Source organism: uncultured Devosia sp. (genome assembly GCF_913055165.1).
Classification (GTDB): Bacteria; Pseudomonadota; Alphaproteobacteria; order Rhizobiales; family Devosiaceae; genus Devosia.
Genome location: NZ_CAJXJS010000028.1, coordinates 24,891 through 46,068 on the forward strand (window position 1 = coordinate 24,891; position 21,178 = coordinate 46,068).

The 21,178-nt window shown below is 62.6% G+C and carries 24 protein-coding genes; 13 read left to right on the forward strand and 11 right to left on the reverse strand.

The features are described 5' to 3' along the window. Positions 1-48: 48 nt before the first annotated feature. On the reverse strand, positions 49-648 hold the full coding sequence (locus QZ564_RS10790) for a hypothetical protein (protein ID WP_297109177.1): 600 nt from the start codon (positions 646-648) through the stop codon (positions 49-51). Between the two features lie 20 nt (positions 649-668). Between QZ564_RS10790 and QZ564_RS10795 the strand changes: the two genes are divergently transcribed. Continuing rightward, positions 669-1,229, forward strand: a complete 561-nt coding sequence (locus QZ564_RS10795; RefSeq protein ID WP_297109180.1) for a hypothetical protein — start codon at positions 669-671, stop codon at positions 1,227-1,229. Here QZ564_RS10795 and QZ564_RS10800 read toward each other — a convergent pair. The 3 genes from QZ564_RS10800 to QZ564_RS10810 form a co-directional block, all read right to left on the reverse strand. Then, positions 1,226-2,485: a relaxase/mobilization nuclease domain-containing protein gene (locus QZ564_RS10800; RefSeq protein WP_297109182.1), complete on the reverse strand. Its 1,260-nt coding sequence runs from the start codon at positions 2,483-2,485 to the stop codon at positions 1,226-1,228. The genes QZ564_RS10795 and QZ564_RS10800 overlap by 4 nt on opposite strands. 2 nt (positions 2,486-2,487) lie before the next feature. Continuing rightward, positions 2,488-2,850 carry a hypothetical protein gene (locus tag QZ564_RS10805; RefSeq protein ID WP_297109185.1) on the reverse strand — a complete coding sequence of 121 codons (363 nt, stop codon included), beginning with the start codon at positions 2,848-2,850 and terminating at the stop codon, positions 2,488-2,490. A 297-nt stretch (positions 2,851-3,147) separates the two neighbouring features. Further along, on the reverse strand, positions 3,148-4,269 hold the full coding sequence (locus QZ564_RS10810; RefSeq protein WP_297109188.1) for a 5-methyltetrahydropteroyltriglutamate--homocysteine S-methyltransferase: 1,122 nt from the start codon (positions 4,267-4,269) through the stop codon (positions 3,148-3,150). A gap of 128 nt (positions 4,270-4,397) precedes the next feature. On the opposite strand from QZ564_RS10810, the gene QZ564_RS10815 reads away from it, so the two are divergent. The 3 genes from QZ564_RS10815 to QZ564_RS10825 are packed head-to-tail and all read left to right on the forward strand — an operon-like array spanning position 4,398 to position 7,148. After that, a complete protein-coding gene (locus QZ564_RS10815; protein ID WP_297109192.1) occupies positions 4,398-5,444 on the forward strand; it encodes an aromatic ring-hydroxylating dioxygenase subunit alpha in 1,047 nt (348 codons plus the stop codon). A gap of 5 nt (positions 5,445-5,449) precedes the next feature. Beyond that, a complete protein-coding gene (locus tag QZ564_RS10820) occupies positions 5,450-6,175 on the forward strand; it encodes a GntR family transcriptional regulator (RefSeq protein ID WP_297109195.1) in 726 nt (241 codons plus the stop codon). 4 nt (positions 6,176-6,179) lie between these two features. Beyond that, on the forward strand, positions 6,180-7,148 hold the full coding sequence (locus QZ564_RS10825; protein ID WP_297109197.1) for a PDR/VanB family oxidoreductase: 969 nt from the start codon (positions 6,180-6,182) through the stop codon (positions 7,146-7,148). Positions 7,149-7,151: 3 nt separating this feature from the next. Here QZ564_RS10825 and QZ564_RS10830 read toward each other — a convergent pair whose 3' ends face one another. Next, complete coding sequence (locus QZ564_RS10830) at positions 7,152-8,546, reverse strand: L-serine ammonia-lyase (protein WP_297109201.1); 1,395 nt, start codon at positions 8,544-8,546, stop codon at positions 7,152-7,154. A gap of 142 nt (positions 8,547-8,688) precedes the next feature. Here QZ564_RS10830 and QZ564_RS10835 point away from each other — a divergent pair, with 142 nt between their 5' ends. The 3 genes from QZ564_RS10835 (at position 8,689) to QZ564_RS10845 (ending at position 12,229) form a co-directional block, all read left to right on the forward strand. After that, on the forward strand, positions 8,689-9,279 hold the full coding sequence (locus tag QZ564_RS10835) for an alpha/beta hydrolase (RefSeq protein ID WP_297109205.1): 591 nt from the start codon (positions 8,689-8,691) through the stop codon (positions 9,277-9,279). A gap of 143 nt (positions 9,280-9,422) precedes the next feature. Further along, on the forward strand, positions 9,423-11,111 hold the full coding sequence (locus tag QZ564_RS10840) for a diguanylate cyclase (protein WP_297109208.1): 1,689 nt from the start codon (positions 9,423-9,425) through the stop codon (positions 11,109-11,111). 74 nt (positions 11,112-11,185) lie between these two features. Further along, on the forward strand, positions 11,186-12,229 hold the full coding sequence (locus tag QZ564_RS10845; protein WP_297109211.1) for a DUF3298 domain-containing protein: 1,044 nt from the start codon (positions 11,186-11,188) through the stop codon (positions 12,227-12,229). A 21-nt stretch (positions 12,230-12,250) separates the two neighbouring features. Here the strand turns inward: QZ564_RS10845 and QZ564_RS10850 are convergent, their stop codons facing one another. Continuing rightward, positions 12,251-12,547 carry a GNAT family N-acetyltransferase gene (locus QZ564_RS10850; protein WP_297109214.1) on the reverse strand — a complete coding sequence of 99 codons (297 nt, stop codon included), beginning with the start codon at positions 12,545-12,547 and terminating at the stop codon, positions 12,251-12,253. A gap of 23 nt (positions 12,548-12,570) precedes the next feature. Continuing rightward, complete coding sequence (locus QZ564_RS10855) at positions 12,571-13,140, reverse strand: tetratricopeptide repeat protein (RefSeq protein WP_297109217.1); 570 nt, start codon at positions 13,138-13,140, stop codon at positions 12,571-12,573. 127 nt (positions 13,141-13,267) lie between these two features. On the opposite strand from QZ564_RS10855, the gene QZ564_RS10860 reads away from it, so the two are divergent. Then, positions 13,268-13,657 (forward strand): RidA family protein, encoded by a 390-nt coding sequence (locus QZ564_RS10860; protein WP_297109245.1) that lies wholly within the window; start codon positions 13,268-13,270, stop codon positions 13,655-13,657. A gap of 229 nt (positions 13,658-13,886) precedes the next feature. Here the strand turns inward: QZ564_RS10860 and nadA are convergent, their stop codons facing one another. Next, on the reverse strand, positions 13,887-14,945 hold the full coding sequence (nadA, locus tag QZ564_RS10865) for a quinolinate synthase NadA (RefSeq protein WP_297109248.1): 1,059 nt from the start codon (positions 14,943-14,945) through the stop codon (positions 13,887-13,889). A 225-nt stretch (positions 14,946-15,170) separates the two neighbouring features. Between nadA and eda the strand changes: the two genes are divergently transcribed. From eda to QZ564_RS10890, 5 genes are all read left to right on the forward strand, one after another. Then, complete coding sequence (gene eda / locus QZ564_RS10870; RefSeq protein ID WP_297109221.1) at positions 15,171-15,806, forward strand: bifunctional 4-hydroxy-2-oxoglutarate aldolase/2-dehydro-3-deoxy-phosphogluconate aldolase; 636 nt, start codon at positions 15,171-15,173, stop codon at positions 15,804-15,806. Between the two features lie 207 nt (positions 15,807-16,013). Then, positions 16,014-16,442, forward strand: coding sequence for an endonuclease domain-containing protein (locus tag QZ564_RS10875; RefSeq protein WP_297109225.1), 429 nt, complete (start codon positions 16,014-16,016; stop codon positions 16,440-16,442). Continuing rightward, a complete protein-coding gene (gene modA, locus QZ564_RS10880) occupies positions 16,439-17,167 on the forward strand; it encodes a molybdate ABC transporter substrate-binding protein (protein WP_297109228.1) in 729 nt (242 codons plus the stop codon). The genes QZ564_RS10875 and modA overlap by 4 nt, the downstream gene beginning before the upstream one ends. Continuing rightward, a complete protein-coding gene (gene modB / locus QZ564_RS10885; RefSeq protein ID WP_297109231.1) occupies positions 17,167-17,838 on the forward strand; it encodes a molybdate ABC transporter permease subunit in 672 nt (223 codons plus the stop codon). Before modA ends, modB begins: the two co-directional genes overlap by 1 nt. Positions 17,839-17,911: 73 nt before the next feature. Continuing rightward, positions 17,912-19,084, forward strand: coding sequence for an alpha-hydroxy acid oxidase (locus QZ564_RS10890; protein ID WP_297109251.1), 1,173 nt, complete (start codon positions 17,912-17,914; stop codon positions 19,082-19,084). Positions 19,085-19,117: 33 nt separating this feature from the next. Here QZ564_RS10890 and QZ564_RS10895 read toward each other — a convergent pair whose 3' ends face one another. The 3 genes from QZ564_RS10895 to QZ564_RS10905 are packed head-to-tail and all read right to left on the reverse strand — an operon-like array spanning position 19,118 to position 20,845. Further along, positions 19,118-19,921, reverse strand: coding sequence for an anti-sigma factor (locus QZ564_RS10895; RefSeq protein WP_297109234.1), 804 nt, complete (start codon positions 19,919-19,921; stop codon positions 19,118-19,120). Further along, positions 19,918-20,424, reverse strand: a complete 507-nt coding sequence (locus tag QZ564_RS10900) for a sigma-70 family RNA polymerase sigma factor (protein WP_297109237.1) — start codon at positions 20,422-20,424, stop codon at positions 19,918-19,920. The genes QZ564_RS10895 and QZ564_RS10900 overlap by 4 nt, the downstream gene beginning before the upstream one ends. A gap of 28 nt (positions 20,425-20,452) precedes the next feature. Beyond that, positions 20,453-20,845 carry a hypothetical protein gene (locus QZ564_RS10905; protein ID WP_297109239.1) on the reverse strand — a complete coding sequence of 131 codons (393 nt, stop codon included), beginning with the start codon at positions 20,843-20,845 and terminating at the stop codon, positions 20,453-20,455. Positions 20,846-21,178: the final 333 nt, after the last annotated feature.

Sequence of the window (21,178 nt, forward strand, 5' to 3'; positions counted from 1 at the left end):
ACGCCCTGAGTGAAACTGAAATTGATCATGAGGGTTGCAGTCGACCCTCTATTCTACCGGAGGGCGTGTGCCTGCCGAGAGACTGCGGTTGGCAACAACGGCCAGCAACTGCCCGTCATCGCGCAACTCCCCGGCCTCGAACCGTTCAATTGTTTTGAAAATCGCTTCATTCCACCGGGTGATGCTGGCGTCGCGCGCACGCAATCCAAGCTCGCATGCCCGTGTGATGATCGGCCCGCACAGCTCACCCGGGAACAGGGTGCCCACGTAGGATCGCGCTATTTCCAGCAGTTCCTCACGTGCCTGCCGTGTCGCAATGCTCATGGCGGTCATTTCGGTGAACCGGCTCACCGGGTCACCGCCAGCGCTGTGAATATGGCCGCTGAAACTGGGGCGACCAGGCTTGCCAAAGTAATTGTCCCTGGAGGCCGTATACGCGCCTGTTGTCCATGTGCGCACATTGTCTTCTTCGTAGCCGTATTCGAGGTACGTCACGATCATTTTCAGCGAGACATAAAGAAGCTGGTCGGCGATCAGAAGGTCGGGGACACCATTGCGTGCCGCACGCTCGATACTGTCCTGAATGTCTTCGCCCAGTTTTTTGTACGCGGCTTTGAATTCCGCCTTATGATCGTATTTTTCCGCCATGTTTCCTCGCAGGTGCCACTATGACGGACCTCAAAGAAAACTTCAATAAAATCAGTATTATGGACGACAGGACCGCCGTTGAGACTGGTCTGAAAAAACTCAATGATCCGGAGAAACTGTGGATATACCGGACGTTCGAACACCAATGCGCGCAGGAAAGGGCCGGGAAAGAGAAGACGCTTGAACGCGAGCGTCTCGACCGCATTACGGCATTTGCAAATCAGCATACGGACAGGCAGGCGCTGGAGCATGGTACGGTCCGGGAGAAGCGGATTCACAAAGAAGAAGTCGAAGCCATGATGAAGAGGGGAAGGGAAACGAAAACCGCCCTCGAAGAGGTCACTCCGGCAAGCCCACGGGAAAACCTGATCGTTCTGGGGGCCAAAGAAACCAGTCGTTTCGAGAAGCAGAAAATGAAGCGGCTGGACGAGACCCAGATGAAAGACAGGCGAAAGCTGGTCGAAAATCTGATGACGCTCGACAATGGCCGGGCCTATGACGGTGTTACCCGCAAGCCGGATCACTGGGGCAAGGATGGAAAATCCCTGAAACAGGAATTCAACCAAAGCCGATCCCGCTAGAGGGACGGTCCACGCTCAAATTCGCTTCCGCGCTGCCTGCCGGGCGTGCGAGCGTCGATCAGACGGGCAATCTGGCACGCTATATTGACCATGACTTTCTGATGCCGTGCCCGCAGCTGCGCGATGTTGCTCTGCAGGGAACGCCGCGCCGCCAGCTGATGATGCATCATTGCCTCGCGCTCAAGATGATCACGCCGCTTGCAGGCTTCTGCGTCACGCTCGTTTTCCCGACGCATCCGTGCCGATCTGCCTGTCAGAAAATCCAGCAGGGCGGCAAGACCCCGGCGGAAGCGGCTTTGACGCTCTGCGGTCTCCCGCCTGCGCCGCAGGTCCTGAGCCATCTTCAGATCCTGTCGGTCCTGCCGTTGTGCAAGAACCTGTGCGCGGTATTGGTCCAGTAACGGCTTAAGGCGTCGGGCGTGCTTCTGCTCCGTCTCCTCCAGCATGGACCGGACACGCTCGCCGAGCAGCCTCTGTACCCTGGCCGTGGTCTCTTCAACACCGGCAAGCTGATCAGGAGGCCCCAGCCGGGCGGTGACGTCCTTTGTTTTCAGGCCCGCAAACCGTGCGACCGGAAAAACCTCTCCATTCAGGTCGACCGCGACATGCCCGCGCCGGTCCCCTCTGGCAATGTAATATCCATGCTCCTCTAGCGCCGAGCGGAAGCTGGCGAGGTTGTCAGACCGCTCCCATGCCCGCCGGAAGATCAGCTTGATTTCACGCGGATCCAGACCCAGACGCTGTGTCTGTTGCCATTCCGCAAGTGTGAAGTTCAGCGGATTCCTCCAGAACCGTGACTGGTATCCCTCAGGCAACTCCCAGCCGTGATCAAGAAAGAGGTCGCGCGAGAGCTGGTTCAGTCTGGACTTGTAGAAGGGCAGGTTGATCGCCTTCATGGTTTCCGCGTCAATACGGCTCCAGACGGCATGCAGATGCCGTCTGCCATTCTTCTCATGGATGACAAGGGCGCGCGGCTGATCCTCCAGCCCGAGAGTCTTTTCGGCCCGCTCCACTGCCAGCAGCAGGTCATCAAGGCTCGCCTTCGCATCCTTGGGTGGGTTGAAGCTCAGTGAAAACAGAAACTGCTGGCATTTCGTCCCAAGAGAAACCGCATGCGCCTCATCAAACGCATCGCGCAGATTGCTGCCCGTGAACCCGCGCAGTTCATGCACGGTCACATGGTCGTTCTCAAAAGAATTCATCAGGTGGCGTGCCAGACTGGCAGCGCCACCCCGCTGGGAGCCGACAAGGATCATGACTATCCCCGCTTGCCCATGGCCTTCATGAGGGCGTCGTGCATCAGGCGGATATCGTCGCAGGCCTGAATGATGCGGGACAAAGTCTCGTCATCCAGGCCTATGCTCCCGGACCTTGCGGCAGACGCCAGGTCCGCCACGTTACTCGCAATTCTGCTTCGACCCATGACGGCGACAAGCTGGGCCAGCAGACGCCGGTCATGTCCGGTACGCGCGGGCAGGACCTTGGGTGGATTGTCACTGAACAGCACACCTTTGACATATGCGCCCAGAGGGCGTGTCCCGGCACGTGCCGCCAGGTGGGCACGCTCTTCAGGTGACAGGCGAATGGACAGGGGTGATGGCCGTCTCAAGGAGTGGGACATGGCTGATTCCCTGACTTACGGCGGACATCGAAGATGTCAAAAGCGCAATAAAGCTCTCTAAGCTCTGGGCGAACTCCCGCAACCAAAGAACCCCAGTAACTCAGCCGAGTTGCTGGGGTTTTCCTTTTTGGAATGTGCCTATCCAAAATCTACAAGCTGTTCGGCCGACCAGTACCCCCACCCTGCTCGACTCAACGAACTTAGCGAAGGGCTAAGTCCTATCTCGCTTCCCTCCCCACGGGGGAGGGAGGACAGGAGCCGAGGTGTCGGCAATCCAAAAATGGTGCTGGTGCGCTTTTACACCCCGCCCCATATGGCTTCGGCGGTCTTGACGACGAGGTCGAGCTTGCGGCGCTGGTCGTCCATGGTCAGGTCATTGCCTTCTTCGGTTGAGGCGAAGCCGCATTGCGGGGCGATGCCGAGCTGGTCGAGATCGGCATATTTGGATGCCGCATCGAATTTGCGCTTCAAATCATCGAGGTCTTCGAGCTCGGGCGTCTTGGTGGTGATGAAGCCGGGCAGGACGCGCTTGGTGCCCTTGGGCAGGAGGCGCAGGGGTTCGAGCCCGCCGGCGCGATCGGTGTCGTATTCCATGAAATAGATATCGACATCGGTCTGGTTGAAAATGGCGTCGGCCGCCGGGTCATAGGCGCCTTCGGCCACCCAGGTGGATTTGAAATTGCCGCGGCACATATGCATGCCGATCAGCATGTCCTCGGGCCGGTCGACGATGGCGTCATGCATCATCTTGGCATAGCGCCCGATCAGCCAATCGGGGTCCTCGCCCCTGGCCTTGCGCTCGGCGCGGATTTTCGGATCGCAGAGATAGGCAAAGAAGATGTCATCCATCTGCAGATAGCGGCAGCCGGCATCGTAGAAAGCCTTGACGGCATCCTTGTAGGTGGCGGTGATAGCCTCGAAATAGGCCTCGGCATCGTGCTTGTATTCATTAACGGCGATGTCGTCATCGGCAATGCGGAAATGGATGGCGCTGGGGCCGGGGATGGAGATCTTCGGGGTCACCTTGGTGTTGGCGGCGACGAACTTGAAGTGCTCGAGCATGGGGTGATCGGCGGGGAAGCTGAGCTTATCAGTGATCACCGGCACGTCCTGCTTGGTGTGGACGCCATGAAACTGAATGCCGCCGCCCTCGCGCTCGATGATGTCGAGGCCGTTGAGCATGCCCATGAAGTCGAAATGCCACCAGGCGCGGCGGAATTCGCCATCGGTGACAGCCTTGAGGCCGGCATCTTCCTGCATGCGGATGACATCGCGGATGGCCTCATCCTCGATGGCCTTGAGCTCATCGGCGCCCAGCGTCTTGTCTTCAAAGCGCGCCTTGCGGGCCTTCTTGATGCTGTCGGGACGCAAAAAAGAGCCGACGACATCGGCATGGTAGGGCGGCTTCGAAACGGCCATGGGGATTCCTCCTCGGTTCCTGGTCGGGGCGAAGTCTTGGCGGTTCGTCCAAAGTTTGGCAATCGCCTTCTTGATTTTTGTATACAATTGGTATTCATTGAAGCGGACGCTGGAGGAGGAACCAGACAATGGGCGAGCCCACATTTCCGCTGAACACCTGGTATGCGATTGCCTGGGATGTCGAGGTGAAGCGCGACTTGCTGGCGCGTACCATCTGCAATAAGCCCGTTGTTCTCTATAGAAAGCAGGATGGAACGGCGGTTGCGCTGGCCGATGCCTGCTGGCACCGGTTGCTGCCGCTCTCAATGGGCGAGCTCTATGGCGATAATGTCATTTGCGGATATCACGGTCTGGAATTCGACGATACCGGCCGATGTGTATACATGCCGTCGCAGGACACCATAAATCCATCCGCCTGCGTCAAGTCCTACCCATTGGTGGAAAAACATCGCTTCATCTGGCTGTGGATGGGCGATCCGGCGCTGGCCGACCCGGCCCTGGTGCCTGATCTGCATTGGAACCAGGATCCCGAATGGGCCGCAGACGGCAAATATATCCACGCCAAATGCGACTATCGCCTGGTGGTCGACAACCTCATGGATTTGACGCACGAAACCTATGTGCATGGCTCGTCCATCGGCAATCGCGCGGTGGCCGAAGCGCCATTCGAGGCTACGCACACTGACACGACGGCGACCATTACCCGTTGGATGATCGATATCGATGCGCCCCCGTTCTGGCGCGGGCAGTTGGGCAAGCCGGGCAATGTTGATCGCTGGCAGATCATCAATTTCCAGGCGCCCTCGACCATTGCCATCGATGTGGGCGTGGCGCCCACCGGCACGGGTGCGCCCGAGGGTGATCGCAGCCAGGGCGTCAATGGCTTTGTGCTCAACACCATGACGCCGGAAACCGACAAGTCCTGCCACTATTTCTGGGCCTTTGCGCGCAATTACAAGCTCGACGAGCAGGCGCGCACACATGAATTGCGCGAGGGGGTTTCCTCCATCTTCCGTGAGGATGAGCGCATTCTCGAAGCCCAGCAGAAGGCGATCGACGATAATCCGGACCATGTCATCTACAATCTCAATATCGATGCCGGCTCGATGTGGGCGCGGCGGCTGATCGACCGGATGATCGCGGAGGAAAACGCGATGCAGACGGCGGCGGAGTGAGCGGGATGTCGCAGCGGGCTGCACAATCACAGCGCGCCCTGATGGGGGTGCGCGACCTGATCGTATCGGGCGAGATCCGGGCCGGCAGCCGGCTATCGGAACTGGCTCTGGTCGAGCGGCTGGGCATTTCGCGGACGCCGTTGCGCGCGGCGCTGGCCCAGCTGGGGCAGGAGGGGCTGGTGGAGGCCATTCCCTCGGGCGGTTATGCGGTGCGCAGCTTTTCGCGCGAGGAAGTGATCGATGCGATCGAGTTGCGCGGGACCCTGGAAGGACTGGCGCTGCGGTTGGGGGCCGAACGCGGGGTTCCGCCGGCGCGCATGAGCGAGTTGCAGCGTTTGCTGGATGGGCTCGACGAGGCCCTGCGCGGCGACGTCGAGGACATGGATTTCGACCGTTATGTCGACCTCAATGCCAGCTTCCATGAAAAGCTCTGGGGGCTGGCCAGCCAGACGATCAGGCGGGAAATCGAGCGGGTGACGAGCCTGCCTTTTGCCTCGCCCAGCGCCTTTCTCGACAAGCAGGCCGGTGTGGTTGAATTCCGGCGCTCACTATATGGCGCCCAGACCCAGCACCGGGCCATGGTCGAGGCCATCGCCCTGCGCGAAGGGGGCCGCGCCGAGGCGCTGGCACGCGAGCACGCACGGCTGGCGCGGCAGAATTTGGAATTCGTGCTCGATCAGGATCGCAGTCTCATTCGCCGGGTGCCGGCTTTGTCATTGGTAGTGGGGTAAGCTCATGCGCAACCGAGTGGAGTGGCGGGATGCGAAGGTAGCGGAGATCCGGCAGATTGCCGAGGATGTCCGCTATATCGGCTTTGCCGTGGATGGGGCCGTGCCACGGTTCGACGCGGGCTCGCATAGCAATTTCAGGGTGGAGATCGGGGGAGAGGCGGCCAATCGCACCTATACCGTGATCCCGGCGCCACAGGGACAGATCGCAGTGGCGGTCAAGCTCCATCCGCAGAGCCGGGGCGGGTCGCGCTATATGTGGAGCCTTGAGGAAGGGCAGGACGTGCGCCTGACCCTGCCGGAAAACCGGTTTGAACTGAGCTGGCGGGCCGGGCATTATCTGCTGCTGGCCGGGGGCATTGGCATCACCCCGATCTATGGCATGGCCAAGGCGCTGGTGGCGCGGGGCGCTTCGGTGCGGGTGGTCTATGGCGCCCGCTCTCGTGGGCTGATGGCCTTTGCCGACGAGCTGGAGGCGCTCTTGGGTGACCGGCTGGTGCTGCGCGACAATTCGCTGGGCCAGCATGTCGATCTGGATGCCGAATTCGCGGCGCTGCCGGCCGATGCGGAATGCTATCTCTGTGGTCCCATCGGCATGCTGGAAGCGGCGAAAGCGGCCTGGGCGGCCGCGGGGCGGCCGGTGAGCCGGTTGCGCTATGAGGTATTCGGCGATAGCGGGCTGTTTGCGGAAAAGCCGTTCACGGTTGAAGTGCTTAATCGCGGCGTCACCGTGCCGGTGCGCACGGACCAGACCCTGCTCGATGCGCTGATGGGGGCGGGCGTGGAGATGATCCATGATTGCCGGCGCGGGGAGTGCGGCCTATGCGCAGTGCAGGTGATGGGCGATGGGGTGCAGATCGACCATCGCGACGTGTTCTTCAGCGCCGAGGAAAAAGCGGAGGGGCACAAGATGTGCGCCTGCGTCTCCCGGCTGACCGAAGGGCATGCGGTGATCGATGTGGGGTATCGGAACTAGCCTTCAACACGCCACGACGTTGACCGCGAGACCGCCAAGGCTGGTTTCCTTGTATTTCTCGCTCATGTCATGGCCGGTCTGGCGCATGGTTTCGACGCAGGCGTCGAGCGGCACGGCATGGGTGCCGTCGCCCTTCAAGGCCAGCGAGGCTGCAGTGACAGCCTTGACGGCGCCGAAGGCATTGCGCTCGATGCAGGGGATCTGCACCAGGCCGCCCACCGGGTCGCAGGTCATGCCCAGATGGTGTTCAAGGGCGATTTCGGCGGCGTTTTCCACCTGTTCGGGCGTGCCGCCCATGATGGCGCAGAGGCCGGCCGCAGCCATGGCGGAGGCCGAACCCACTTCGCCCTGGCAACCGACTTCGGCGCCGGAGATCGAGGCGCGATGCTTGATGATGCCGCCAATGGCGGCGGCGGTGAGCAGGAAATCGCGAATAGCGGCGTCGCCAGTGCCGGCGTTGAACTGGGTGGCGTAGCGCAGCACGGCCGGGATGACGCCGGCCGCGCCATTGGTGGGCGCGGTGACGACACGGCCGCCGGCGGCATTCTCCTCATTGACCGCCATGGCAAAGACGCTGAGCCAGTCATTGGCCATCAACGGATCTATCTCGTTGCGCTGCCATTTGTCCCTGAGCTGGTCGTGAATGGCGGCGGCGCGGCGCTTGACCTTGAGGCCGCCGGGCAATTCGCCGCGCTGGTCGAGACCGCGATCGATGCAGCCGGACATGGTCTGCCAGATGGTGTCCAACTGGCGGTCGAGCGTCGTACGGGCGAGGCGGGCTTCCTCATTGGCGCGCTTCATGGCGGCGATGGAGAGGCCGGAGCGCCTTGCCATGTCGAGCATTTCGGCCGCATCGGCAAAGGGCCAGGGCACGTCGGCATCGGCGGGAGAGGCCTGGCGCACGGCCTCCAGCTCTTCGGAGGTGACCACGAAGCCGCCGCCGATGGAATAATAGACCCGGCGCAGGAGGAGTTGGCCGTCACTGTCGTAAGCGCAGAATTGCAGGCCATTGGGGTGACCGGGCAGGGGCGTCTGCTTGTCGAGCACCAGGTCGACCGCGGGGCGGAAGCGATAGCTGTCATGGCCAGGCGGGGTGACCCGGCCGGTGTCGCGGATGGTCGCGATGATCGCATCCATGGCGTCCGGATCGACCGTTTTAGGGTCCTCGCCGGCCAGGCCCAGAATGACGGCGCGATCACTGCCATGGCCGATACCGGTAAAGGCCAGCGAGCCATGCAGGCTGGCAGTGATGGCGGCGGGGCGGGCGCGGGCGGCGCGTGGCCAGGTGCCAGCGGCAAGGTCGTCAAGGAAGCGGCGGGCAGCGGTCATCGGTCCCATGGTGTGGGAGCTGGAGGGGCCAATGCCGATCTTGAACACATCGAAGACTGATAGAAACATAGCCCATCATAACCGGTGCACATCGCCGTGCAATCGGGGTTGGGGCGATGATTGTTCCGGAATGGTCAACAGTGCGTGGCCCGGTCCAAGCATTGCCGCGGGCGGAGAAACGGCCAATATCGGCGGCAAAAGGAGTGTTGCGATGTCCTCTTACCAGTTTCGCGCCGATCCGGTGGCCGACGCCACCGATCCGGTGATCTTCCTGTTTCACGGCACGGGCGGCGACGAGAACCAGTTCTTCGAACTGGCCGGCCAATTGCTGCCCGGGGTGCGGCGGGTGGCGCCGCGCGGCGATGTCAGCGAGCATGGGGCGCTGCGTTATTTCCGGCGGACGGGCGAAGGCGTCTATGACATGGACGATCTGGCCCGGCGTACCGAGGCGATGACGGCCTTTGTGCGGAAGGAAGCGGGTTCAGCATCGCGCGTGATCGGCTTGGGTTATTCCAATGGTGCCAATATCCTGGCGTCGGTGCAGTTTGCAGCGCCTGATCTGTTCGACACCGCGATTTTGATGCATCCGCTCATCCCCTTCTCGCCAGCCGCGGCGGATTTCAGCGGCCGTCAGGTGCTGATCACGGCCGGGCGGCGCGATCCGATCGCGCCGGCGGGAGCTACCCAGGCGCTGGCCGATTATTTCGAGGCCAACGGGGCCGCCACCAGACTGGCCTGGCACGAGGGTGGCCACGAACTGCGCCAGGAGGAGTTGACGGCAGTGCAGCAATTGCTCAAGTGAGACACAGACTTGCCAAAGCGTTAACAGCTTCTTGAGGCGTTTGCGGGCACAGTTCACCCGTTTGTTCATTTGCGGACGAGGCGGTCATCTTCAGCTTCTGGCGCGCCATAGCCGATACACTCTCGCTCAGGGTGCTGGTTTTCGTGCTGCTCGGCTTTGCCGCAGTGGCCGTGCCGGCATTTTTTGCGTTCAACTGGGTGGTCAATTCCACGGTCATCCAGCTCGGTACGCTATTTGCCGAAAAGCAGGTGCTTTATGACCGGCATCGCGGCCTGGGGGCGCTGGTGCGAGAGGTCTCGCTGGCGGAAACGCTGGCGGGCAGCCAGGCCATCCGCGACTGGGCATTGAACGAGGATGACCCGATGCTGAAGCGGCGGGGCATTGCCGAACTGGAGCATTTTCGCCAGAGCTTTGCGGACCACTCCTACTTTTTCGTCATCGACGCCTCAGGCAATTACTATTTCAACGACGCGGCCAATGCCTATGCCGGCGACCAGCTACGCTATGCGGTGGACGCCGACAATCCGCGGGATGCCTGGTATTTCTCGACCAAGGCGCTGGGCGAAGGGTGTCACCTCAATGTCGACAATGACGCCAATCTCAGGGTGACCAAGGTCTGGATGAATTGCGTGATCCGCGAGGGGCGCAATGTGCTGGGCGTGCTGGGCACGGGGATCGACCTCAGCGATTTCATCCAGGAAGTGGTGAACGTGCCGCAGCGCGGTGTCACCTCGATGTTCGTGGACCGGCGGGGCCAGGTGCAGGCGCATCGCGACGAGAACCTGGTCAATCTGGCCAGCCTTTCGGCCTCGATGCAGGCCAAGCGCACCGTCTTCTCGATGGTCGACAGCGAGGCCGACAGGACGACGCTGCAACAGCTGCTGGAAAGCGTGACCGATGGCGAGGCGCTGGCGCAGTCGGCCTTCGTGACCATTGCGGGCAAGCAGACGCTGGTGGGTGTCGGCTATCTCGATCGGCTGGGCTGGTACAATGTGACACTGATGGATCTGGACGCGATCATTGATCGGCGCCTGTTCCTGCCGATCGGGCTGTTGCTGGTGGCGGTGATGGTGCTGGTGACGGCGCTGGCCATGGTTGTCTTCAAGCGGGCAGTGCTGGACCGGGTGACGAGGCTGGAAAGCGTGGTGCGCAGTGCCCGGGGCGGCGACTATGCGCCAGCGCTCACCATGGGCGCCGGCCGGCAGGACGAAATCGGCCGGTTGGCGGCGAGCCTGACGGAAATGGCCGCGGCAGTGGAAGACAACAGGCGCCTGCTTGAAGCGCGGGTGCGCGAGCGTACCCGGGAGCTGGAGCAGCTTGCTTCCAAGGATGGGCAGACCGGTATTCTGAACCGGCGTGGCTTTGCGGCGGCGCATGCGGAGGCCCGCGAGGCCGGATCCTATGGGCTGCTGCTGGTCGATATCGACCGCTTCAAGGCGATCAATGACCGGCATGGCCATGCCGCCGGAGATGCGGTGGTGATCGAGGTGGCGGGGCGGATCGGCCGCGCCATCAGGCCGCGGGATTGCTGCGCGCGCTGGGGTGGCGACGAATTCATCGTGCTGGTCCCAGAATGCAGTGCCGAGCGGCTGCGCGCCGTCGCGCACGCGGTGATGCTGGCCATCGACGAAAACCCCGTCACCGCCCCGCAGGGCAAGGCCATCGCGGTGAGTGTCAGCGTCGGGGCGTGCCTGGCCGAAGCGGGCGATAGCCTCGATGTCGCCGTCGACATGGCCGATACCGCGCTCTATATGGCCAAGGAGCGTGGGCGGAACATGGTGGTGGTGTTCGATGCGGAATTATCCATGGGACCGCGCAGCGCACGTGGTTAGGCGCTGCCCGGGGCTGGTGACGCGCGGCCGATGAGCAGCTATCGTGTGCCAGGCCAGGGTCCAGGGGGTCGAAGATGAACCGCTTTCTGCCAGTTTTTCTGCTGCTGATCTGGGCGCTGCCGCAGGGTGCGCATGCTGCCAGTTTCGACTGCGCCAAAGCGGCGACGCCATTCGAGCGCGCCATCTGCGACGATCCCGAACTTTCCAGGGCCGATGAGCGATTGGCCAAGACCTATGCCACGGCCATTGGCGGGTTGTCCGACGCCGCACTGGCCGAATTGCGCAGCAGCCAGCGGGCGTGGCTCGACTACGCCCAGCGCGCCTGCACGCGCACGGCGGAGCCCTTGACCCAGGGGAGCTATGACGAGCGGGGCCTGTTCTGTCTCAAGGATGTCTTTGCCAGCCGCAGCCACGTGCTGGAGATGAGCCGCATGATCGAGGGGCTCCGGGTTTATCCGCATTCCCGCTATGCAGCCGCACCCGACCCCTATGAGGCGGACAATCCCGATTCCAACTGGCCGGTGGCGCAGCACGAGCTGGCGCTGGTGCAGATCGACAGCGACGAGGCTTTCGCCGAAAGCTTCAATGCGCTCGTGGAAGCCGAGGGGCAGAAAATGGCCAGTGTGTTCGCCGGCCAGGGCGGACCCGAAGACATGTCTGATGACAGCTCGAGCGATTCAACCAATTCGATTGGTGTCCACGAAATTACGGATAATCGTCTGTCGCTGGTGGTGAATACCTATTGGTACGGACATGGCGCCGCACATGGCAACTACACCATCACCTATCTGCATTTCCTCAAGGAAGAGGGACGTTGGCTCGAGGCAGGCGACATCTTCGCGGGCAAGGGCTGGCAAAAGACACTGGTGCAATTGGTGAGCGAGGCGGCCATGGCCGAGCATGGTGATGCACTCTGGCCCGACAGCCTCGACGGCCTGAACGAAGTGGTCACCGACCCCGCTCGCTGGGATGTCTCCGACCCCTATGGACTGGTGGTGCAATTCCAGCCCTATGAAATTTCGGCCTATGCCTATGGGGCGCCCACGGCCCGCGTCAGCTGGGAGGCGCTGCAGCCCATCCTGGCGGAGACTGCCGACCGATATCGCTACGGATATTAGGGGCTTTCCGAGCAGAACTGGCTAGGCCAGGAGATCACGCCATTCAGGATGGCGGCGAAACTGGACGACCACATAGGGACAGACGGGGGTGATCTTGAACCCCTGATCCCGGGCGTCCGCCACCGAGGCCTTGACCAGCCGCAGCGCGATGCCGCGACCCTCGAACTCTGGGGGCACCCCTGTGTGATCGATGATCATGGGGCCATCGCCGGACCGGGAATAGGTCATTTCGGCCTCGGCGCCGGGTGCGAGCCTGATGAAATAGCGGCCGCGGGTCGGCCCCCGCTCGTGGTGGATGGTATAGTCGCCATCACTCATGGTCTTGCCTATTCTTGAAAGGGTTAGCTGCGGATGGGCGGATCGCCCAGCTCGGGAAAGAGCATACGCTCGGGCAGGAAGGGGTGAATGTCCAGGGCGGCACGAATGGCCTCAAGCGCTTCATCGCGTTTGCCCTGGGTGTAGTAGATGAGGGCCCGACCGGCCATAGCCCCGAAATGACGCGGCTCACGCGCCAGCGTTTCCACGATGTCGGCCAGGGATTTGTCATAGGCCCCGTTCAGAAAATGGGCGGTGGCCCGCATGTTCCAGCCTTCGGCGTAATCGGGATAATCGGCAATCAGCGCGTCGATCAGCGGAATCTGGCTGGCCGGACCGGCAAAGCCGCCGGACGTCATGATTTCCGTGACGCGCGCGTCGAGCTCGGGATCGTCCGGGTGGATCCAGATTTGCCAGATTTCGTCGGCGATCGCTCGGGCCGCCTCTGCGTCGGTGGCCGCGGAAAGGCGCGAGAACAGGATTTCCAGGCGTGTTGCCTGTTCGGCGCTTTGGCCAAAAGGCTGCGCCAAGCCGGGGGCAGTTGGCGCCGCGGCCAGCAGCATTGCCGTCAAAACCAGGCGGAGCAGTGCTTTCATCGCGCATGGAAGTCTGGCCTTTTCGACGGGATGGGGCAAGTGCGTTCACAGGCGGTTGACAGGGACGGCAGGGGCGGGGTCGTCTGGCGGGGCAGATTTGTACGAGGTTGCTTCACCCATGAGTGAATTGCTCTATCACATGATTTCCTCCGGCCCGCGTCCGGTGGCGCCGTTCAGCCATGCGGTCGAGACCGATGGTTTCGTCTTTGTCACCGGGCAGATGCCGACGGACCCGGCAGCACCCGACGCGCCACTGCCCGAGGGCATTGAGGCGCAGACACGGCGGGTGATGGATAATCTGCAGATCGTGCTGGGTGGGATCGGGCTGGGGCTCGAGCATGTGACGATGGCGCGGATCTATCTCACCCAGTTCGAGCGAGACTACGGGGCGCTCAATGCGCTGTGGCCGAGCTTCTTCGAACCGGGAAAGCTGCCGGCGCGCACCACGATCGGGGTCACGGCGTTGGCGGTGGGGGCACGGGTGGAGATTGACCTGATTGCGAAGCGGCCGGGGTGAGTGGGGTTCTGACTCCCCACCTTAGCTTGCTTCCCTGCAGTCGAACCTGTGGGCGCCCCCTCCGAGCTTCGCTAAGGCCCTGCGGGCCAAGCTCCGCTTGCCTCCCCCGTCAAGGGGGAGGTGTGGCAGCCAGTGTGTTGATGGGCTGGGCCATTCACGCATAGCGCTCATGGCCTTCTCGCCTCAAATCGCTCCACTGGTGCGATTTGCCCTTCGGGACGGCTCGAAGCTAGTCACCCTTGCGGCTGAGTTCGATCATCCGTTCGACTGCGAGGCGCGCGGGGGCGATGATGTCGTCGGGGATGGTGACTTCCTCGGTCATGGTGTGCAGTGACCAGAGGACGTTTTCGAGATTGATCCGCTTCATATGCGGGCAGATGTTGCAGCCGCGCAGGAAATCGACGCCGGTGGTTTCGCTGGCCACATTGTCGGACATGGAGCATTCGGTGACCATGACGACGCGCGGCGGCTTGGTGGACTTGACCCAGTCGATCATGGCGGCGGTGGAACCGGCAAAGTCGACCGCGTCGATCACTTCGGGCGGGCATTCCGGATGGGCGATGATCTTGGCCGTGGGATAGGCATGGCGCAGCTCGGAAATATCCTCGGCGGTGAAGGTCTCATGCACTTCGCAGGCGCCGGCCCAGGTGATGATCTTCTTGTGCGTCTTCTTGGCCGTGTTCTGCGCCAGATATTGATCGGGGATCATGATGACGGTGTCGCCCTCGACCCTGTTGACGATGTCGAGGGCGTTCGAAGAGGTGCAGCACACATCGGTCACCGCCTTCACGGCAGCAGACGTATTCACATAGGTGACGACCGGGGCGTCCGGATATTGGGCGCGCATGGCCATGACGTCCTGGGCGGTGATGCTCTCGCTGAGTGAGCAACCGGCGCGGCTGTCGGGGATGAGGACGGTCTTTTCCGGATTGAGCAGCTTGGAGGTCTCGGCCATGAAGTGCACGCCGCACTGGACGATGACCGACTGGGTGACCTTGGTGGCCTCCACGGCCAGCTGCAGGCTGTCGCCCACCACATCGGCGACGCCGTGATAGATCTGCGGCGTCTGGTAGTTATGGGCGAGAATGACGGCGTCCTTCTCCTTCTTGAGCCGGTTGATCTGGAAAATCAGCGGCGCATAGAAAGGCCATTCGATCTCGGGGATCTTGTCCTTGACGCGATCAAAGACCTTGTCGGTGGCGCGCTCGACGGCCTTGGAGAATTTGAGGTCGAAACTGTCGGCCAGAATGGCGCGGGCCTCGGTGAGCGGGGTCACCGCATTGATCATCTGCACCATTTCGAGCCTCCCGGTGTCGCCTTCGGGAGTGGGCAGCCTAATGGGCATGCCCTGACGCTCGATAGGACGATGGTTTCGCGCGCCCGGCGCGCGCGAGGCGGAACCTAGGTATTTTTGGCTTTCATTTCAATGAATCGTCTTGCAGGAAATGCTTGCAGGAAATGCACCATCCGCCTAACCCTCACACCACCTTCCTTGCCACCAAGAGACAAAGCCATGCCGCAGGACGCCAACGCCATCCGCTCCATTCTTTCGCTTGCCCCGGTGGTGCCGGTTATCATCCTGGACGATGTGAGCCAGGCCAGACCCCTGGCCGAAGCGCTGGTGGCGGGCGGACTGCCGGTGCTTGAGGTGACACTGCGCACCCCCAACGCCCTCAAGGTCATGGAAGAAATGGCCAAGGTGAGCGGCGCCATCGTTGGCTCGGGCACGGTGCGCAACGGTGCGCATATGAAGCAGAGCGTGGACGCGGGCTGCCGCTTCATGGTGTCGCCGGGGGCTTCGCCGCGCCTGCTCGATGCCGCCGAGGACGTCGCCATTCCGCTGCTGCCCGGCATCGGCACGCCGACCGAGGCGATGACGGCGGCCGAGCGCGGCTACAGCTTCTTGAAATTCTTCCCGGCTGAGGCGCTGGGTGGTGCACCGGTGCTCAAGGCCTTCGCCTCGCCGCTGCCGGACATCACCTTCTGCCCGACCGGCGGCATCGACCCCGCCAAGGCCAAGACCTATCTTGGCCTGCCCAATGTGATCTGTGTGGGTGGTTCATGGATCATGCCCGCCGACGCACTGGCGAGCGGGGATTTTGCGCGGATCGAAGCGCTGGCAAAGGAAGCGAGTGCGCTGAGGGGGTAGGGGGCGGAGGCCAAGTACAATCCTGCTATTGTGCAGGCTCCAAGTGATAAGGCCCGTCATCCCCCCTCCCTAGTTCCGCTAGGGGCTATTCGCCCCAGCTGCACTACCCTCCCCGCGAGGAGGAGGGTGGCGGTGGTTGTCGCGATGTCCCGCAAGTGGCACGATGCGGCACCCTCCCCCTTGCGGGGAGGGTTGGGGAGGGGGACGGTGAGCAAGGAGCTTCGGCGAAAACTCAGGCGCGAGCCGAGCGCGGTCGAGCGCCGTTTTTGGCGCCTGATTCACCCGCTTCGCGTCAATGGCTGGCATTTTCGCAAGCAAGTTGAGTTGGGACCCTACTACGTGGATTTCGCCTGTCTTCATGCAGGACTTGTCATAGAAATCGACGGAGTCAGCCACGACAGTCCAGCCGCCCGGCTCAATGACGAAACCCGGGATGACTATCTGACCGGCCGCGGTTTCTATGTGCTTCGAATTTCCAATGCTGACGTCCTCCAAAGGCCTGAGGGAGTGTACACTCTCGTTGTTTCTACCCTCGAACGTCGCGCCGGCAATCATCGCGCGGCTCCCCCTCCCCAACCCTCCCCGCAAGGGGGAGGGTGTCTGGCCGGTGACCGTGGTGAGGGCAAGGTCCGATGAATCGCCTCATCCTTGCTGTCCTCGGGCTGTCGGCAACCGCCCTGCCAGCCTTGGCCGAAACTGCCCATGTGGCGGTGGCTGCCAATTTCACGGTGGCGGCCGAGGAATTGGCCGCGGTGTTCGCAGCCGAGAGCGGGCATGACCTGATCCTGAGCTTTGGCGCGACCGGTGGGCTCTATACCCAGATCACCCAGGCGGCACCCTTCGACGTGTTCCTGGCAGCCGATACGGCGCGGCCGGAACGGGCGATTGCCGAGGGGTTCGGTGTGGCTGGCTCGTTCTTCGTTTACGCTGAAGGACAATTGGCGCTCTATGCGCCGGGACGCGATGTGAGCGGCGGCGAAGCGGCGCTCGAGGGTGACTTCGAAAAGCTCGCCATTGCCGATCCTGGTGCGGCGCCCTATGGCGCGGCAGCGGTCGAGGCGCTGACCGCGCTGGGACTCTATGATGCCATAGGGCCAAAATTGGTCATGGGCGAGAATATCTCCCAGACGCTGCAGTTCATCGAAAGCGGCAATGCCGAAATGGGTTTCGTGGCGGCAAGCCAGGTTCTGGGCAAACCGGACGTGTGGCTGGTGCCGACCGAGTTGCATGCGCCGATTGCGCAAGGGGCGGTGTTGCTCAAGCAGGGTGCGGACAATGCGGCTGCGGTCGGGTTCCTGGACTTCTTGCGCAGCGACAAGGCGGTGGCCGTGATCGAGGCGGCGGGTTACGCTGTCCCCTGATGGACCTTGCCCCAATTTTCTCTCCGATCCTCCTGACCCTTGCCCTGGCGCTGTGCGTCACGCTGATCCTTGTCGTGATCGCGACGCCTTTGAGCTGGTGGCTGGCGCGGGGGCGGGGCGGCGGACGGGACGTCGTGGGGGCGATGGTGACGCTACCGCTGGTGCTGCCGCCGACGGTGCTGGGCTTCTACCTGCTGCTGGCGCTGGGGCCGAACGGACCAGGCGGCGCCATTGCCGGCCTGTGGGGCGCACGGACGCTGGCCTTTTCCTTTGCCGGCCTAGTCATCGGCGGGGTTGTGGCCTCGTTGCCCTTCATGGTGCAGCCCTTGCGCAATGCCTTTGCCGCCATCGAGACAGAGGTGCTGGAGGCGGCCGACACGCTGGGCGCATCGCATATCCAGAGGTTCTGGCGCGTCGTGCTGCCGCTGGCGCGGCCGGGCTATATCGTCGGGACGATCATGAGCTTTGCCCACACGATGGGCGAATTCGGCGTGGTGCTGATGATCGGTGGCAATATTCCGGGCCAGACCAAGGTCCTCTCGATTGCCATCTATGACTTTGTCGAGCGGCTCGAATGGGACAAGGCCCATGTTCTGGCCGGCGGCATGGTGGTCTTCGGGTTCCTCGTGATCTTTGCGACGCTTGTCGTGGGGCGGAACAGGCAGACCTAAGTCACATTGACTGCTAACATGTTAGTTGCTAGGGCAGGCTGGAGATCACGCCGGAGCGCCCAAAATGTCCGCCATCGACAAGGTCCTGACTGTTGACGAGATGAAGCGGCTGGCGCATCGCCGGGTGCCGAAAATGTTCTTCGAATATGCCGATAGCGGGTCGTATACCGAGAGCACCTATCGGGAGAACGAGAGCGATTTTCAAAAGATCAAGCTCAACCAGAAAGTGGCGGTGAACCTTGAGGGGCGCAACCTCAAGGTCAAGATGCTGGGCCAGGAGATCGCCATGCCGGTGGCGATTGCGCCAGCGGCGACAGGCGGCATGCAGGTGGCCGATGGCGAGATCAAGGCGGCCAAGGCGGCGGAAAAGTTCGGCATTCCCTTTTCGCTCTCAACCATGAGTGTGTGCTCGATCGAGGATATTGCCGAGAACACGACGGCGCCCTTCTGGTTCCAGCTCTATGTGATGCGCGACCGCGACTTCATCAACCGGCTGATCGACCGGGCCAAGGCGGCCAAGTGCTCGGCGCTGGTGCTGACCATGGATTTGCAGATCCTGGGGCAGCGGCACCGCGACATCAAGAACGGGCTCTCGACGCCGCCCAAGTTCACGCCCTATTCGATCTGGCAGATGATGCAGCACCCGCTCTGGTGCCTGCGCATGCTGGGCACCAGGCGGCACACGTTCCGCAATATTGTGGGCCACGTCGGCGGGGACCATGACTTGGCCTCGCTTTCGGCCTGGACGGCTTCGCAATTCGACCCGACGCTCAATTGGGGCGATGTCAAATGGATCAAGGAGCGCTTCGGCGGGCCGGTGATTGTCAAGGGCGTGCTGGATGCCGACGATGCGCAGGCGGCGGTGGACAATGGCGCTGATGCGATTGTCGTTTCCAACCATGGCGGGCGGCAGCTCGACGGGGCGCCCTCGACCATTCGGGTGTTGCCCGAGATCGTGGATCGGGTGGGGCACAAGACCGAGGTCTATCTCGATAGCGGCATTCGCAGCGGGCAGGACGTGATCAAGGCGCTAACCTATGGGGCGAAATCAACCTTTATCGGCCGGCCCATGCTGTATGGCCTTGGAGCAGGCGGCGAAGCGGGTGTGACCCGCGTGCTCGAGATCATGCGCAAGGAACTCGATACCACCATGGCGCTCTGCGGCGAGCGCGACATACTCAATGTCGGGCTGCACAATATCTATTCGAACGACATTCCGCCGCGGAACGCACCGAAGCGAGGGTGAAGGCAAGGCTCTCTCCCCTCAAAGGGAGAGGTGTCAGAGTTCGCGATAGACCGGCGCGGGTGCTGCTGCCGGGGTGAGTTGCGAAAAAACGCTATCTGCCAGGGCCTGAAGGGCATCGACCGGCTGGGGCCCCACAATGGTACAGGTGATGATGGCATTGGCCCAATAAAGGGCGTTGTCACTGCCGAACCGGACGAGTTCGAGATTGGGGCCGTCAACGCCCGTCTTGGGCGTGATATAGAGCGTCACCCGTTGGCCGGTGTCATCTTCATACATCAGCTGGGCTGCGCGACCGCCGGGAATGGCCGGGGCGGGCAGCAGGCGTCCACCGAGGAAGCTGAACCCGGCCGTGGCGAGGTCGGGCATGGCCAGTCCGGTTCCGAGCCGGTTGGACAGCCAGCTCGAGAGATGGTCGGTTTCTTCGCCTGCAACCTCCACGGCGTGGCGGCCCTCAGCTACGAATACGGTATGGGCGCTGACCGCGTCGGCGATCAGGCGATTGTACAGTGCCAGATTGTCGGCCCAGGGACGCAGCAGCCAGCCGGCGGCCATGCCGATGCCCAGGACACCCACAATCATGGCGGCGCGGGCCAGGCCCTGCCAGCGGCGGCGCTGGGCGGCGAGGGCCAGGCGATGAGGGCTAAGGCGCGAGGGCACCGGCTCGGTCGCGGCCGGGCCATAAAGCGTGCGGATGGCGTCAGCCTGTCGCTGCATCAGCGCGGCCTCGGTCGCGGCTTCCGGATCGGTGGCCAGCTGGCGCTCTATTTCGGCACGATCGTCCGGGCCGAGCTGGTTGTCGAGATAGGCCATCAAGCTGTCGCGATCGATCTCACTCATTTGACGGTCCTCAGATGCGGCTCATGGGTCGCTCCGGTCAGCTGGCGCAGGGCGGAGCGGGCGCGGCCCAGCCGGCTCATCAAAGTGCCGAGCGGAATTTGCAGAATGGCCGCCGCCTCGGCATAGGGCGTCCCTTCCAGGGTCACAAGCAGCAGCGCCTCCTTCTGGTCGAGGGGCAGGGTATCGATGGCGCGGGCGATCTCGTTCAGCGCCATATGGGCCGGCTGCGGCGCCGGCGTGCCCAATTCGGGCAAGGTGTCCATGTCCACGGTCGGGCCATGGCGGCGCTCGGTGCGCAGGGCGTTGCGGTGCAGATTGGTCAGGATGGTGAAGAGCCAGGGGCGCACCGGCCCGCCGGAGCGAAACAGCCCACGGCGGGAGATGGCACGCTCCAGGCAATCCTGCACCAGGTCATCGGCGCGGTCGATATTGCGGGTGAGCGCGCGGGCGTAGCGGCGCAAGGCCGGTACATTGGCTTCGAGCTCATCGAGAAAATCGACCACGCCTATTGTTCCTATGCGTCAGCCAGGATTATTCAACGGCAAGATGCCAGACGCCACCGACGCCGTCACCCGTGGTGTCGCCGGGGTTCATGTCGTTGACCCAGTAATAGAGCGGCATGGACTTGTAGGCCCACATCTTGGTGCCGTCGGTGCGCTCGACAATCGAGAAGTCGCCTTCGGCCATGGCGGCATCATCGGCAAATAGCGGCGGCCAGTTGGCGGCGCAGCTGTCGTAGCAATTGGAGACGCCGGGCTCGTCCTTGTCGAAGATATAGAGCGTCATGCCATTGGCATCGGTGAGCACCATCTGGCCACCAATGTCGGTCGACATGACGGTACCACCGAGATATTCGGCGGAAAGTGCAGGGGTGGCGAGCAGGGCCAGGGCTGTTGCGCCAGCCAGAAGCGAACGGAAATGCATGGGATTGTCCTTCCTGTTGCGAGGCCGGACAGCGGCCTCCAGAACCACAAACACCGCCCGCCGCAATTTAATCCCGACGCCGCAGATTTTTTTCGTGGCCGGTCGCGCTACCCAGTTTTACGGGGTGCGGATCGCTTTGTCGGCTCCACCGGTGCGCTGGCCATTGAAATGGCACCAGTTGCCGTCCTATCGGTCCTGGGTCCGCCGGGAAAGAGCGGGCAGGGAGGGTTTGAATGCAGATATTGGTGGCGTTCACGCGCCTGATCAGCGGGTTGAACTGGCTTGTTGGTCAGGTTTTGTCGTGGCTGGCCTTGGGGTGTGTTCTGGTGTGCT